The sequence below is a fragment of the Kitasatospora terrestris genome, assembly GCF_039542905.1.
Lineage (GTDB): Bacteria > Actinomycetota > Actinomycetes > Streptomycetales > Streptomycetaceae > Kitasatospora > Kitasatospora terrestris.
On the sequence record NZ_BAABIS010000001.1, the window covers coordinates 4,212,011 to 4,225,604 of the forward strand.

The 13,594-nt window shown below is 75.5% G+C and carries 13 protein-coding genes and 1 pseudogene; 4 read left to right on the top strand and 10 right to left on the bottom strand.

What is annotated here, in order from left to right; genetic code table 11:
* Nucleotides 1–226: 226 nt before the first annotated feature.
* The 5 genes from ABEB06_RS19490 to ABEB06_RS19510 all read right to left on the bottom strand — a co-directional run bounded on the left by ABEB06_RS19490 (nt 227) and on the right by ABEB06_RS19510 (nt 5,454).
* Entirely contained in the window at nt 227–1,657 is a 1,431-nt protein-coding gene (locus ABEB06_RS19490) for a protein kinase domain-containing protein (RefSeq protein ID WP_345698144.1), read from the bottom strand.
* Between the two features lie 121 nt (nt 1,658–1,778).
* Complete coding sequence (locus tag ABEB06_RS19495; RefSeq protein WP_345698145.1) at nt 1,779–2,369, bottom strand: bacterial proteasome activator family protein; 591 nt, start codon at nt 2,367–2,369, stop codon at nt 1,779–1,781.
* A gap of 131 nt (nt 2,370–2,500) precedes the next feature.
* A complete protein-coding gene (locus ABEB06_RS19500) occupies nt 2,501–3,364 on the bottom strand; it encodes a hypothetical protein (protein WP_345698146.1) in 864 nt (287 codons plus the stop codon).
* A gap of 150 nt (nt 3,365–3,514) precedes the next feature.
* Nucleotides 3,515–4,000, bottom strand: a complete 486-nt coding sequence (locus ABEB06_RS19505; RefSeq protein WP_345698147.1) for a GNAT family N-acetyltransferase — start codon at nt 3,998–4,000, stop codon at nt 3,515–3,517.
* A gap of 476 nt (nt 4,001–4,476) precedes the next feature.
* A complete protein-coding gene (locus tag ABEB06_RS19510) occupies nt 4,477–5,454 on the bottom strand; it encodes an NAD(P)H-quinone oxidoreductase (RefSeq protein ID WP_345698148.1) in 978 nt (325 codons plus the stop codon).
* Nucleotides 5,455–5,569: 115 nt separating this feature from the next.
* On the opposite strand from ABEB06_RS19510, the gene ABEB06_RS19515 reads away from it, so the two are divergent.
* The gene (locus tag ABEB06_RS19515; RefSeq protein ID WP_345698149.1) at nt 5,570–6,598 is read left to right on the top strand and encodes a potassium channel family protein; all 1,029 of its coding nucleotides are present in this window, start codon (nt 5,570–5,572) and stop codon (nt 6,596–6,598) included.
* Between the two features lie 75 nt (nt 6,599–6,673).
* Here the strand turns inward: ABEB06_RS19515 and ABEB06_RS19520 are convergent, their stop codons facing one another.
* The 4 genes and pseudogenes from ABEB06_RS19520 to ABEB06_RS19530 all read right to left on the bottom strand — a co-directional run bounded on the left by ABEB06_RS19520 (nt 6,674) and on the right by ABEB06_RS19530 (nt 10,157).
* Nucleotides 6,674–8,128, bottom strand: a complete 1,455-nt coding sequence (locus ABEB06_RS19520) for a molybdopterin molybdotransferase MoeA (protein ID WP_345698150.1) — start codon at nt 8,126–8,128, stop codon at nt 6,674–6,676.
* A pseudogene (locus ABEB06_RS39380) lies at nt 8,125–8,454 on the bottom strand (DUF6457 domain-containing protein); the annotation flags it as partial. The gene ABEB06_RS19520 and the pseudogene ABEB06_RS39380, both read right to left, overlap by 4 nt.
* 122 nt (nt 8,455–8,576) lie before the next feature.
* The gene (mobA, locus tag ABEB06_RS39385) at nt 8,577–9,191 is read right to left on the bottom strand and encodes a molybdenum cofactor guanylyltransferase (RefSeq protein ID WP_425559654.1); all 615 of its coding nucleotides are present in this window, start codon (nt 9,189–9,191) and stop codon (nt 8,577–8,579) included.
* Nucleotides 9,192–9,221: 30 nt separating this feature from the next.
* Nucleotides 9,222–10,157: an MBL fold metallo-hydrolase gene (locus ABEB06_RS19530; protein ID WP_345698151.1), complete on the bottom strand. Its 936-nt coding sequence runs from the start codon at nt 10,155–10,157 to the stop codon at nt 9,222–9,224.
* Nucleotides 10,158–10,350: 193 nt separating this feature from the next.
* Here ABEB06_RS19530 and manA point away from each other — a divergent pair, with 193 nt between their 5' ends.
* Nucleotides 10,351–11,544 carry a mannose-6-phosphate isomerase, class I gene (gene manA, locus ABEB06_RS19535; protein ID WP_345698152.1) on the top strand — a complete coding sequence of 398 codons (1,194 nt, stop codon included), beginning with the start codon at nt 10,351–10,353 and terminating at the stop codon, nt 11,542–11,544.
* 40 nt (nt 11,545–11,584) lie between these two features.
* Here the strand turns inward: manA and ABEB06_RS19540 are convergent, their stop codons facing one another.
* Nucleotides 11,585–12,115: a MarR family winged helix-turn-helix transcriptional regulator gene (locus ABEB06_RS19540; RefSeq protein WP_345698153.1), complete on the bottom strand. Its 531-nt coding sequence runs from the start codon at nt 12,113–12,115 to the stop codon at nt 11,585–11,587.
* Nucleotides 12,116–12,168: 53 nt separating this feature from the next.
* Between ABEB06_RS19540 and ABEB06_RS19545 the strand changes: the two genes are divergently transcribed.
* On the top strand, nt 12,169–12,918 hold the full coding sequence (locus tag ABEB06_RS19545; RefSeq protein WP_345698154.1) for an SDR family NAD(P)-dependent oxidoreductase: 750 nt from the start codon (nt 12,169–12,171) through the stop codon (nt 12,916–12,918).
* A 99-nt stretch (nt 12,919–13,017) separates the two neighbouring features.
* Nucleotides 13,018–13,584: a dihydrofolate reductase family protein gene (locus ABEB06_RS19550; protein WP_345698155.1), complete on the top strand. Its 567-nt coding sequence runs from the start codon at nt 13,018–13,020 to the stop codon at nt 13,582–13,584.
* Nucleotides 13,585–13,594: the final 10 nt, after the last annotated feature.

Genomic DNA, 13,594 nt, shown 5'->3' on the forward strand with positions numbered 1-13,594 from the left:
TGGTCTCCGCCGTTCCGTCGGCCTCGGCGGGTTGTTCGGCCTCCGCCGTCCCGTCACCGGCCGCGGGAACGTCCTGCTCGTCCGCGCCGTCGCCCGGCTGCTCAGTCTGGCCCATCGCTCCTCGCCCCGGGCACTCGCTCGGCGCGCGGTCGCCCTGTCGGTTCCGTCCTCAGGAACGCTACCGCCTTTGGCCGTCAGCCGTTGACGGCGGCGGCCGCGGGCCCGGTCAGATCCGGCCGTCCGCGGCGGAGGTGCCGCCGAGGTCGAGCACGGTGGCGGTGCGCGGCGCACCGTAGGTGTCGTTGTTGCTGTTCGCGGTCGCCGCGATCATCACGATGACGACGGCCAGCACGATCACGCCGACGATCACGCCGACCACGATCAGCGCGGTCGAGCAACCGCTGTTGTTGTTCGCCGCCGGGTTGGGTGCGAACTGCGGGGCGGGCATCGGCCGCGGCGTGTTCATCTGCTGCTGCGGGAACGGCTGCGGCGTCGAGTACGGCTGCGGGAAGACCGGCTGGCCGAACGGCGGCGGCGTCTGTGCCGCCTGCGGGAACGGCTGCGGGGTCTGCGCCGCCTGCGGGAAGGGCTGCGGCGTCTGCGCGTACGGCGGCGGGGTGTGCGGACCGGGCGCGGGCTGGTACGGCTGCTGGACCTGCGGCGCCGGGGTCCGCAGATCGGCGTTCACCTGCGGGAAGTTGGTGAGCGACGGCGCGGCGTGCACGGAGCGCGGGCCCTCGCTGATCACCAGCGGCGTGGAGGCCTGCAGCGGGGTGGCGGCCTGCTCGCCGGACGAGACGCGCTCCACCTCCTCGCGCATCGCCGCCGCGGTCGGGAAGCGGTGCGCCGGGTCCTTGCGCAGGGCACGGGCCACCAGCGCGTCCACCGCCGGGGTGACCGCCCGGTTCAGCGCGGACGGCGCCGAGGGCTCCTCCTGGACGTGCTTGTACGCGATCGAGAAGGCCGAGTCGCCGTCGAACGGCAGCTGTCCGCTGAGCAGTTCGAACAGCATGCAGCCCACCGAGTACAGGTCGGACCGGGCGTCCACGCTCTTGCCGAGCGCCTGCTCCGGCGACAGGTACTGCGGGGTGCCGACCACCATGCCGGTCTGGGTCATCGAGGTGACCCCGGACTGCAGCGCCCGCGCGATGCCGAAGTCCATCACCTTGACGGTGCCCTTGGAGCTGACCATCACGTTGCCGGGCTTGATGTCGCGGTGCACCAGGCCCTGGTCGTGCGAGGCCTCCAGCGCCGACAGCACCGCGGCGGTGATCTTCAGCGCCTGCTCGGTCGGCATCGCGCCGTACCGGGCGATCGCGTCGTCCAGCACGTCCTTGAGCGACTGGCCCTCGACGTACTCCATGACGATGTACGGGGTGGTGGCGCCGTCGGCTGCGACGTCCTCGCCGGAGTCGAAGACCGAGACGATGTTGGTGTGCTGCAGCCGGGCCACCGCCTGCGCCTCGCGCCGGAACCGCTCCTTGAACGAGGCCTCGCGGCCCAGTTCGGTGTGGAGGGTCTTCACCGCGACCTGGCGGTCGAGCACGGAGTCGTACGCCAGGTGCACCGACGCCATGCCGCCCTGGCCGAGCAGCCGCTGGAGCACGTAGCGGCCGTTGCCCAGCGAGTGGCCCTCGGCCGTGGTGCCGTCACTCATCGTCGGTGTTCCCCCTCGGCGCGGTACGTCCGGACAGGGGGCCAGGGTATCGGCTCGGGGCCGCGCCGATACGCGGCCCCCGCCGATGGTTACGGGTCCGGAACTCCGCCTACGGAGCGGCCTACAGGTACGGGCCGGAGCGGATGCCGCGGCCGGGGGCCGGCTCCTCGGGGTCCTCCGGGCCGTGCAGTCCGGGCGGCAGCGCGCGGCGCATCTGCTCCAGCTGGGCGCGGGCCGCCATCTGCTGGGCGAACAGCGCGGTCTGGATGCCGTGGAACAGGCCCTCCAGCCAGCCGACCAGCTGGGCCTGGGCGATCCGCAGCTCGGCCTCGGTCGGCACCGAGTCGTCGGTGAAGGGCAGCGACAGCCGCTCCAGCTCCTCGACCAGCTCGGGGGCCAGGCCCAGCTCCAGCTCCTTGATCGAGCTGGCGTGGATCTCCTTGAGCCGCACCCGGCTCGCCTCGTCCAGCGGCGCCTGGCGGACCTCCTCCAGCAGCTGCTTGATCATGCTGCCGATCCGCATCACCTTGGCCGGCTGCTCGACCATCTCGGTCACCGGCAGCTCGCGCGGCTCACCGGACTCGTCGCCGCCCCGGCCGAACCCGGTGCCCGGCACCATGCCGACGGGCATCCCGTCGGGCCCGACGATCAGCACCTTGGGGCTGTCCTCCGAGGGGTCCTGCTGCGACCGTTCGTTCATCGGGTTGGTCATAGCTCCTTCATATGCTTCGTCCACCGAGCTGGTCAACGAACCGGGTCCGGCGATCGTCCCACAGCCGTCCGCGGTTCTCAGCCAACACCCGCTGATTCCAGGGCAGATGCCCGGGGGGTGGAGGGCGCGGTTCAGCGGTGGCGCAGCCGGAAGCCGACCAGCGCCAGGCCGAAGCCGATCAGGGTCAGGCCGGCGCCCAGCGGGAGCTGCAGGGTGGAGGGGTCGGTCCAGTGCAGCGGCAGCGCGGCGTCCGCCTGGGCCTGCGCGGCGGCCTGCGGCCGGGTCGCACCGGTGGCCGCGGTGACCGGGGCGGAGGGCGAGGGGCCGTCCGGGCCGGCCATCGGGGGCAGCGCGTCGCCGGCCTCCTCGTCCCAGCCGTCGGCCGGTTCGGCGGGGACGACGAGCTCGGGCTCCTCGGGCAGCGCGGCCGCCGGGGCGGGCTGGTGCCGGGTCCCGCGCTCGCCGCCGTGCGCCGGCGGGATCCGGCCGGCCGCGGCGGTCGGGACCGGCGAGGCCGACGGGGACGCGGTGGCCGTTGCGGACGCCGAGGAGGTGGGCGAGACGGAGGGGGAGGCGGGGACGGAGGGGCTCGGCTCGGCCGCGTCGCTCGGCTCGGCGGACGGCGAGGGCACCGGGGTGGCGCGGGTGGGCTCGCCGCTCGGCGGGCAGGTCTCGCCGGGATCGGTCGGCACCGGAGTCGAGGGCTGCACCGTCACCGCGGACGCCACGGGGACCTGGGGCAGCTGCGGCAGCCCGGGGAGCACCGGTGTCACGGGGACGGCCGGCAGGGCCGCGGATATCCGGGCCGGCACCTGCTGGACGGCCGGCTCCACCGTCCGCCCCTCCCCCGGCGGGGTGTCCGGGCCGGTCGCCGCCGCGGTGCCCGCGACCAGCAGCGGCAGGGCCAGGCCGGCGCCGGTCACCGCCGCCCAGCGGCGGGCGGCGGTGAGGCGGGGCGAGAGGAACGCTGAGCGCGGGTACCGAGGCGCGGCCATGGGAACAGGTCCTTCCGACGGCCGACCGCGCCGGGGGGCGGTCGGAGGCGGAACAGCTCCGGACCAGCGTCACACATTCCGACATTCCGGGCATTTCGGGTGCGGAGCAGTCGTCCCCGATCCGGCGGTCACAGCTTCCGGTGCATGCCGTCACAGCTCCCGGTACATCAGGTGCAGCCCGACCCGGCCGAGCCCGGGGTGGGCGAACGCGCCGGGCACCGTGCCGAGCACCTCGAAGCCGAGCCGCCGGTACAGCTCGACCGCCGGGGCATTGCTCTCCACCACGGCGTTGAACTGCATGCCCGCGTACCCCTCGCGGCGCGCCCAGTCCAGCGCCGTCTCGCAGAGCGCGCGGCCCACGCCCTTCCCCCGGGCGCCGGCGGCGACCATGAAGCTCGCGGTCGACACGTGGGCACCCGGCCCGGGCCGGTTGGGGCCCATCTTGGCGGTACCGAGGACCCGGTCGCCGTCGACCGCCACCACGGTCCGGCCCGGCGCGGACTCGATCCAGGTGGCACGGGCGTCCGCCTCGTCCAGCCCGGGGTCGTAGACGAAGGTCTCCTGCGCCCGGACGACCTCGCGGACGATCTCCCACACCTGCGGCCAGTCGGCCTCGGTGAACTCTCGAATCTGCATGGACCTCGAATACCACGACAGATGGCGGCGGGCCGGACAGTGTGATCAACCTTTTCCGGATTCCCACACTCCACCCGTTGCACCTGGTGTTTCAGAGGCCCGCCGTTTCCCTGCGGCCCCCTTGGGCCACCGGGGAAATGAACGTGGCAATCCTGCGCACCGGGCGTTTCGTCGGCCTCGTGCGGCGCTGCGCCGAAGAAGCCGAGGCGGAACTCGACCCGGCCGCCGCCGTGCGGCACGGCTCACGGCCGGCCGACCCGGACGAACAGTTCGAGCACATTCGATCCCTGGAAAGCACCACCCGGAAACTCGTCCGGAAGCGGCTGATCGCCGCTGCGACAGCTGCGCCGTACGTTCCAGCACGTCGGCCCGGTACCGGTGCACATCGGCGCCCGGAACTTCACCGACCTCGGCAGAGCGGCCGATCCGGCCGGGGCAGGGGAACCCGCCCCGGCCGGCCGTTCCCCGTCGGGCCGTCAGACCGTGAGGACGACCTTGCCGACCTGCTCGCCCGCCTCGACCACGCGGTGCGCCTCGGCGGCGTCCGCCATCGGCAGCACCCGGTCCACCACCGGCCGCACCACACCCGCCTCGACCAGCGGCCAGACGTGCTCGCGGACGGCGGCGACGATCGCCGCCTTCTCCGCCAGCGGGCGGCCGCGCAGGTTGGTGGCGATCACCGCGGCCCGCTTGCGCAACAGCGCGTTCAGGTCGAGCTCGCCCTTGACCCCGCCCTGCAGGCCGATGATCACCAGCCGGCCGTTGACCGCCAGCGCCTCCACGTTCCGCTGCAGGTACTTGGCGCCGATGATGTCCAGGACCACGTCCGCCCCGGCGCCGTCCGTCGCCTTCCGGACCTCCGCCACGAAGTCCTGCTCGCGGTAGTCGATCAGGACGTCCGCGCCCAGCTCCGCACAGCGCTCCAGCTTCGCCGCGCTGCCGGCGGTGACCAGCACCCGCGCCCCGACCGCCTTCGCCAGCTGGATCGCCATCGTGCCGATCCCGCTCGCCCCGCCGTGGACCAGCACCGTCTCGGCGGGCCGCAGGTGCGCCGTCATGAAGAGGTTCGACCAGACCGTGCAGACCACCTCGGGCAGCGCCGCCGCCCGCTCCGCGTCCAGACCCGCCGGGACCGGCAGCAGCTGGCCGGCCGGCACCGCCACCCGCTCCGCGTACCCGCCGCCGGTCAGCAGCGCGCACACCTCGTCCCCGACGCCCCAGCCCGCGACGCCCGGACCGAGCGCGACGATCCGCCCGGCGCACTCCAGCCCCGGGTACGGCGAGGTGCCGGGCGGCGGGTCGTAGAAGCCCTGACGCTGCAACAGGTCGGCCCGGTTGACCGCACCGGCCGCGACCTCGACCAGGACCTCGCCCGCACCGGGCACGGGATCGGGCACCTCGGCCCAGGTCAGCACCTCGGGTCCGCCCGGCCGGGAAATCGTGATGGCTCGCATGCGGCCCACGCTACAAGTGGGCCCGGCGTCAAGTGACGTGGCGTCCGGATGTCGGGGTGGCGACACTCCGCGAAAGGGTGTCCCGAAGGGCGGTACGCCCCCCATCCTTGACCGTGTGCCGTACTCGAACCCGCCGATCGTCTCCCTGCCGGCCCGGCCCACCACGCCGCCGATCCGGCAGGTCCTCAAGCGGCTGCTGCTGGCCCTGGGCGTCCTCGTCCTCACCGCGCTGGTCGTCTGGGCCGACCACGCCGGGTACAACGACAACTCCGACGGCAGCGTCGACTTCCTGGACGCCGCGTACTACGCCACCGTCACCCTCTCGACCACCGGCTACGGCGACATCACCCCGGTCAGCGACAGCGCCCGGCTGATCAACATCCTGGTGATCACCCCGCTGCGCGTGGTCTTCCTGATCATCCTGGTCGGCACCACCCTCGAGGTGCTCACCGAACGCACCCGCCAGCAATGGCGCATCGGACGCTGGAGGTCCACCGTGCGCGAGCACACCGTCGTGATCGGCTACGGCACCAAGGGCCGCAGCGCGGTGGACACCCTGATCGGCCAGGGCGTGCCCAAAACCTCCATCGTGGTCGTCGACCCGCACCCCCGGGCCGTCGAACAGGCCACCCACCACGGCCTCACCGGCGTGGTCGGCGACGCCACCCGCACCGAGACCCTGCTCCGCGCCGAACTCCCCCGCGCCGCGCAGGTGGTCGTCGCCCCCGAACGCGACGACACCGCCGCGCTGATCACCCTCACCGCCCGCCAGCTCAACAAGAGCGCCACCGTGGTCGCCGCCGTCCGCGAGGACGAGAACGCCCCGCTGCTGCGCCAGAGCGGCGCCGACGTCGTGGTCACCAGCTCCAGCTCGGCCGGCCGGCTGCTCGGCATGTCGATGCTCAGCCCGCACGCCGGCTCGGTGATGGAGGACCTGCTCACCTACGGCAACGGCCTGGACGTGGTCGAGCGCCCGGTCAACCGGGCCGAGGCCGGGCGCAGCCCGCGCGAGGTCGAGGAGCTGGTCGTCGCGGTGGTCCGCGGCCGACGGGTGCTCAACTACACCGAGCCGGAAGCCGCCACCCTCCAGCTCACCGACCGTCTGATCGTCATCAAGCCGGCCACCGCCCCGACCCCGCAGTGACCGGCCCCCGCCCCCGGACAGCACCGATCCGCCGGCAGCACGGCGCGACGGCGGAACCGGGTCGGCGGGGTCCGGTCAGTGCAGCGGGAGGAGTTCGGCCCGGCCGCCGGCCGGGACGCCGCCCGGGGGGACCACGGCCAGCGCCTCGGCCAGGGCCAGGCCGCGCAGCATCGCCGGGCCGTCGAACGGCAGCGGCACCGCGCCGTCGGTCCGGCGGACCACCGGGACCAGCCGGGTGTCCCGCGGGTGGCCCGGCAGCTCGGCGGCGACCCGTTCGGTCCGCCCACGCCCGTCCCCCGGTGCCGGGCGACCCCTGAGCGCGCGCAACAGCGGCAGGGCGAGGGTCACCGTGCCGGCCACCGCCGCCAGCGGGTTGCCGGGCAGGCCGACCAGGTGCCGGCCGCCGGGCAGCCGGGCGAGCAGCATCGGGTGCCCGGGCCGGACGGCCACCCCGTCCACCAGCAGGTGCCCGCCGGTCGCCTCCAGCGCGGCGTGCAGGAAGTCCACCGGCCCGGCGGCGGTACCGCCGGTGGTCAGCACCACGTCGGCGGGCGAGTGCCGGATCGCGTCGCGCAGCAGCCCGAAGTCGTCCCGGACGCAGCGCCGTCCGATCACCTCCGCACCGGCGGCGGCGAGCATCGGCGGCAGCAGCGGCCCGAGCGCGTCCCGGACCCGCCCGGGCCCGGGCACCCCGTTCTCCTGCAGTTCGTCCCCGAGGACCAGCAGTTCCACCGTCGGCCGGCGCCGGACCAGCAGCGTGTCGTGCCCGGCGGCCGCGGCCAGCCCCAGCACCACCGCCGTCACCTCGGTCCCGGCCGGCAGCAGGGCCTCGCCCCTCCGGCACTCCTGCCCGCGAGGCCGTACGTCCTGCCCGGGCCCCACGGACCCGTGCAGCAGCCCGCCGCCGCCCGGCCGTACCGCGGCCGCAGGTTCGCCACCACTCGCCCCCGCCGACCCGTCGGACCGGCGCCCCGCACCCGCCGTGCCCCGTCCGACGGAGCCCCGGGCCCCGGGCCCCGCCCCCGCCCGGCCGCCGGTTTTCGCCGACCCGTGCTCCTGCTCGGCCGGGAAGCCCGGAGCGGTACCCTCAGCGGCCGCCCCACCGGGGCCGTTCGGGCCCGCCGGCGGTTCCACGCGGCCGTGCTCCCGGCGCAGGACGCCGGTCGCGCCGGACGGCAGCTGCGCCCCGGTGGCGATCTCCACCGCCTCGCCGTCGGCGAGCGGCCCGGCCGGCTGCCCGGCCAGCACCCGTCCGGCGAGCCGCCACGGCCCGGGGCCGGCCACCGCCCATCCGTCCATCGCCGAGGTATCGAACGCGGGCAGGTCGGTGAGCGCCGTGAGCGGCTCGGCCAGCGTCCGGCCGAGCGACTCGGCGAGCGTTTCCTCCCGCGCCGCCAGCGGCCCGGCGGCGGCCCGCTCGGCCGCCTGCCGGGCCTGCGGCCAGGGGCAGTGCCGCAGGGTGGGCGGGACGTCCGGCAGGACCGGCCCGTCGAAGGGGTCCACCGGGTGCAGCGACTCCACCGGGTTCATGCCCCCGCCGGCCCCGCGCCGCCCGCGCCCTGCCCGGTCGGCGGTGCGGCGGGCGGCCGGGCCGCCTCGACCCACCGCTCGGCCAGCGCCCCGGCCTTCGCGCTCGCCTCCGCGACCGCCGCCGCCCCGCCGCCGCGCTGCGCGGCCGCGTACCCGACCAGGAAGGCGGTCAGTGGCGCGGCCGGGCGGTCGACCCCGTGCGCGACCACCCGGGTGAGGTCGAGCAGCCCCCGGACGTCGACGTCCAGTTCGATGCCCAACTCGGTGCTGACCTCGGCGATCCAGTCGTCCAGCGTGCGCTCCATAGCCCCATGCTGCCCGATCCGGGGCCGCCGGGGCCGCTCGCCCGGTGAGCATCGCGGGTCGTTTCGCTCACGGCGTCGTCCGCACGGCGGTGAGACGGCGTCCCGGCGGGATCCCGGCGGGCGGCGCGGCGGCGTCCCGCCGGTCAGCGCCCGCCCCGCTGCGCCCGCTCCCGCTCGCGGGCCCGCTCCAGTTCCTCCCAGGTGTCGCAGTCGTACGCGGCGCCCCGGGGGTCGGCCAGCCGGACCAGTCGCAGCCCCGCGGTGAGCCGCCGCACCGGCTTCCCCGCCGGATCGCCGAGCCCGTCGAGCGCGGTCCGCAGCGGCCCGGTCCGGTAGCCGGCCGCGAGCGGCTGGTCCCGCCCGTCCGCGTCGACCAGCAGCGCCCCGTCCGCGGCGTCCTCCGTGCCCGGGGCCGGTCCGTCGAGTGCGGCGAGCAGCCGCCGCACCGTCGCCGGGTCCAGGAACGGCAGGTCGGCGGCGAGCAGCAGCACCCGCTCGGCGGTGACCTCCGCCAGTCCGGCGGCGACCGCGGCGACCGGCCCGCCGCCCGGGGGCTGCTCGCGGGTCCAGCGCACCTGCGGGTGCCGGGTGGCCCGTTCCGGCCCGACCACCACGACGGTCCGCGCGCCCGCGCAGGCGTCCAGCACCCGGTCGAGCAGGGTGCGGCCCCCCACCGCGAGGCCGGGCTTGTCGGCCCCGCCCAGTCGGCTGCCCGCGCCGCCGGCCAGCACCACCACGTCGTACTCCGTCGCCGTCATGCGGCCAGTATCCGCCGGGCGCCGGGCCGGCTACGGCTCGTCGTCCTCGACGATCTCCGCGTCCACGATGCCGTTGTCCTCCGGCGCCGGCGGCTCGGTGACGTTGGCGGCGGCGCCCAGCTCCAGGATGGCCGGCAGGGTCAGCCCGCCGTAGCGCTCGTTGACCGCCGCGGCCAGCGCCTCCGCGTCGTGCGGGTGCTCGGCGAGGGCGTGGTCGAAGTCGCGCAGGTAGCCGTCGGTGAAGGTGAGCACCCGCATCGCGTCGTCGTCGGAGCCGGGCGCCCGGTGTCCGGCGATCACCCGTTCCACCCCGAGTTCGGCGATCCGGGCCAGGTTCGCGGCCCACTCGGCGCGCTCGCCCGGGCCGGTGTCGGCCGTCCACACGTGGGTGCCGTTGTAGACGAAGTCGCCGGCCACCACCGTGCGGATGCTCGGTAGGTGCGCCACCGTGGAGCCCCCGCAGTCGCCCTGGCCGAGCTCCAGCACCCGGATGAACTGCCGGTCGAGCACCAGCGGCTGCGGCAGCAGCGGGCTGGGCACCAGCGGCTGGTCGGGGATGTCGTCGCCGTACACCGGCTTCCACTGCTCGACCTTGGCGGCGGCGGTCCGCATGATCCCGTCGACCACCGAGGGGGCGGCGAGCAGCTGCGCGGCGGGGAACAGCCGCAGCACCTCCTCGGCACCGAAGTAGTGGTCGGGGTGCTGGTGGGTGACCAGGATGGCGAGCAGCTGCCGGTCCTTCCCGGCGATCCACTCGGCGAGCTCCCGGCCCGCGCTGCGGGTCAGCTGGGCGTCGACCAGGACCGCCGTGCGCTCGCCCATGATCAACGCGGACGTCGCGAAGAACGCGGTCTCGGGGCCGGTGAAGACGTCCACCTCCAGGGGCGGCGGCAACGGCTGCGGACCGGCACCGCCGGGGACCGCCCGGTCCACTCCGCCGGTCTCGTCGGGCGGGAACGCCGTCACGTCTGCTCCCTGGTCGAGGCGGTGGGCCGCACCGGCCCCGTCCCCACCAGCTTGGGAGGAAGCCCGGGCCGATGCCGGGTAGGCGCGCCCAGGAGGGTGATCATCCGTGGCCGAATCAGGCCGGTCACGGACGTCGGCTAGAGTCTGATCCTTCACGAGGCGGCCCACCGGTACAGAGAGCAGGGAGCACGCCATGGACAGGCTCCGCAACGCCGTCCGCCCCTACGCCTGGGGATCGGTCACGGCCATCCCGGCACTGCTCGGGCAGGCCCCCACCGGCGAACCGCAGGCCGAACTGTGGATGGGCGCGCACCCCGGCGACCCTTCGTGGATCGACCGGGGCGACGGCCCCCGCTCGCTCGCCGACGTGATCGCCGCCGACCCGCGGGCCGAGCTCGGTGCCGCCGCGGTCGCCAAGTTCGGCACCGAACTGCCCTTCCTGTTCAAGGTGCTGGCCGCCGGACTCCCGCTCTCCCTGCAGGCGCACCCCACCCTCGACCAGGCCAGGGCCGGCTTCGCCGACGAGGAGGCCCGCGGCGTCCCGCTGGACGCCCCGCACCGCAACTACCGGGACGCGAACCACAAGCCCGAGCTGATCTGCGCGCTGGACGAGTTCGAGGGCCTGTGCGGCTTCCGCGCACCCGCCGCCACCGCCGACCTGATGGCCTCGCTCGGCGTGCCCGCGCTCGACCCGCTGATCGACGTGCTGCGGGCCAAGCCCGAGTCCGAGGCGCTGCGCGAGGTCCTCGCCACCGTCCTGTCGATGACCGGCCCCGAGGCCGAGCACACCGTCAGCGAGGTCGCCCGCGCCCTGACCGCGGCCGCACCCGGCGACCCGACCGGCGCCCTGGCCGGCTACGCCTTCGCCGCCGCCGAGCACCCCGGCGACACCGGGCTGCTCGCCGCACTGCTGCTCAACCACGTCGTGCTGCGGCCCGGCGAGGCCCTCTACCTCGGCGCCGGCGTCCCGCACGCCTACCTGCGCGGCACCGGCGTGGAGATCATGGCCAACTCCGACAACGTGCTGCGCTGCGGGCTCACCCCCAAGCACGTGGACGTCCCGGAGCTGCTCCGGGTGGTCGACTTCGAGGCCGCCGCACCGCAGGTGCTTCGCCCGGAGGCGGACGCCGCCGGCGAGCGGCTCTACCCGGTGCCGATCGACGAGTTCCGGATCAGCCGGTACGAGCCGGCCGACCGGCCCGTCGAGCTGCCCGGCGGTGCCCCGCAGATCCTGCTCTGCACCGAGGGCACGGCCTTCCTGTCCGCCGCCGACGGCACCGGGCTGACGCTGGCGCGCGGCGAGTCCGCCTTCCTGCCCGCCGGGGGCGGCCCCGTCGGGCTGCGTGGCGCCGGCGCCACGGTCTTCCGGGCCACCGTCACCCTCTGACACCCGCTCGGGCCGCACCTCCCGCGCCGGGAAGTACGGCCTACCCGCGGGTGGTGCGGGCCGCGACCTGGCCCAGCAGCCGGTCCAGCAGGCCGACCAGGACGGTCCGCTCGTCCGCCGTCAGACCGGCCACCAGCTCCGCCTCCCGGCCGAGCACCGCGTCCACCGAACGCTCGATCACCGCGTGCCCCTCCTCGGTCAGCGACACCTCCACCGAACGGCGGCCGGCGGCGGACGGCGCCCTGCGCACCAGCCCCTCCCGCTCCGCCCGGGCCACCCGCTGCGAGATCGCCCCGGCCGTCACCAGCGTCCGCCGGGCCAGCTCGCGGGTGGTCAGCACGTACGGCGGCCCGGAGCGGCGCAGCGTGGAGAGCAGGTCGAGGGTGGCCGCGTCGATGTCCGCCTCGCGCAGCACGCGGCCGCGGTCGTCCGCGAACAGCTTGGCGAGCCGCCAGATCGGCGTGACCACCTCGATCGACCCGGTGGGGGTGCCGGGCCGCTCCCGGTGCCAGGCCGCCGCGATCTCGGCCGCCGAGTAGGGTGCCCGGTATCCCGCGCCGTCCTCGACCATGTGCGTTCCTCCCGCTATGTTTAGATCTAAACGTATCAGTCGGGAGGGAACCCGTGACCGAAGCCGCCGAAGCCACCGGAGCCGCCGGAGCCGCCGCCCGGACCGTCCTCGTCACCGGCGGCGGCAGCGGCATCGGCCGCGCCGTGGCCGCCCGCTTCGCCGCCGACGGCTCGCGTGTCATCATCACCGGCCGCCGACCCGACGCCCTCGCCGAGACCGCCGCCGACCTCGGCGTCGAAGCCTTCCCCTGCGACGCCACCGACCCCGGCCGGACGGCCGCCCTCGCCGAGCGGATCGACCGGCTGGACGTCCTGGTGAACGCCGCCGGCGGTCTCGCCGCCACCCCCGACGGCCCCCCGCTGGACGCCCTGCTCGCCCGCTGGCGGGCCGACCTCGCCCAGAACCTGCTCGGAGCGGTGCTCACCACCACCGCCCTGCGCGAGCGGCTCCGCCCCGGCTCGGCGGTGATCAGCATCGGCTCGATCGGCGCCGAACGGCGCGGCGGCTCGTACGGCGCCGCCAAGGCCGCACTCGCCGCCTGGAACGCCTTCTTCTCCGCCGAGGCGGCCCCGCACGGCATCACCGCCAACGTGATCGCCGCCGGCTACGTCGCCGACACCGCCTTCTTCGGCGGCGCGCTGCCCGAGGCCCGCCGCACCGCGCTGCTCGCCGAGACCCACAACGGCCGGGCCGGTGCCCCCGAGGACATCGCCGCGACCGCGCACTTCCTCGCCTCCCCCGGCGCCCGCCACATCACCGGCCAGACCCTGCACGTCAACGGCGGCGCCCACACCACCCGCTGATCCGGGATCAGGCACGGTCGAGCCGTTCGCCGGGCACCGACGGGTTTCCCGCGCCACGCTGGTCCGTACGCCAAAACACCCACGCGCGGAAGGCTGGCCATGCGGAAACTGATCTACGGCATGAACCTGACCCTGGACGGCTACGTCGCCGCGGCCGGCGACGACATCGGCTGGGGCGGACCGCCGAGCCCGGAGCTGTTCCAGTACTGGCTCGACCACGAGCGGGCGAGCGGCCTGACGCTGTACGGGCGCAAGCTGTGGGAGACGATGAGCTCCTACTGGCCGACCGGCGACCAGCGGCCCGGCGCCACCCCGGCGGAGATCGAGTTCGCCCGGAACTGGCGGGACACGCCGAAGGTGGTGTTCTCCTCGACGCTCGACGGAGTCGGCTGGAACGCCCGCCTGGTCGGCGGCGACGCGATCGCCGAGATCACCCGGCTCAAGGCCGGGGGCGGCGGCCCGATGACCGTCGGCGGCGCGACGCTCGCCGGGGCGGCCATGCGCGCCGGGCTGATCGACGAGTACGTGATCGCCACCCATCCGGTCCTGGTGGGCGGCGGCACGCCGTTCTTCAGCGCGCTGGACGGCTGGGTGAGGCTGGACCTGCTGGAGACCCGGACGCTTCCCGGCGGCGTGGTCGTGACCAGGTACGGGACGAGGCGCTGAGCGGCCGTCC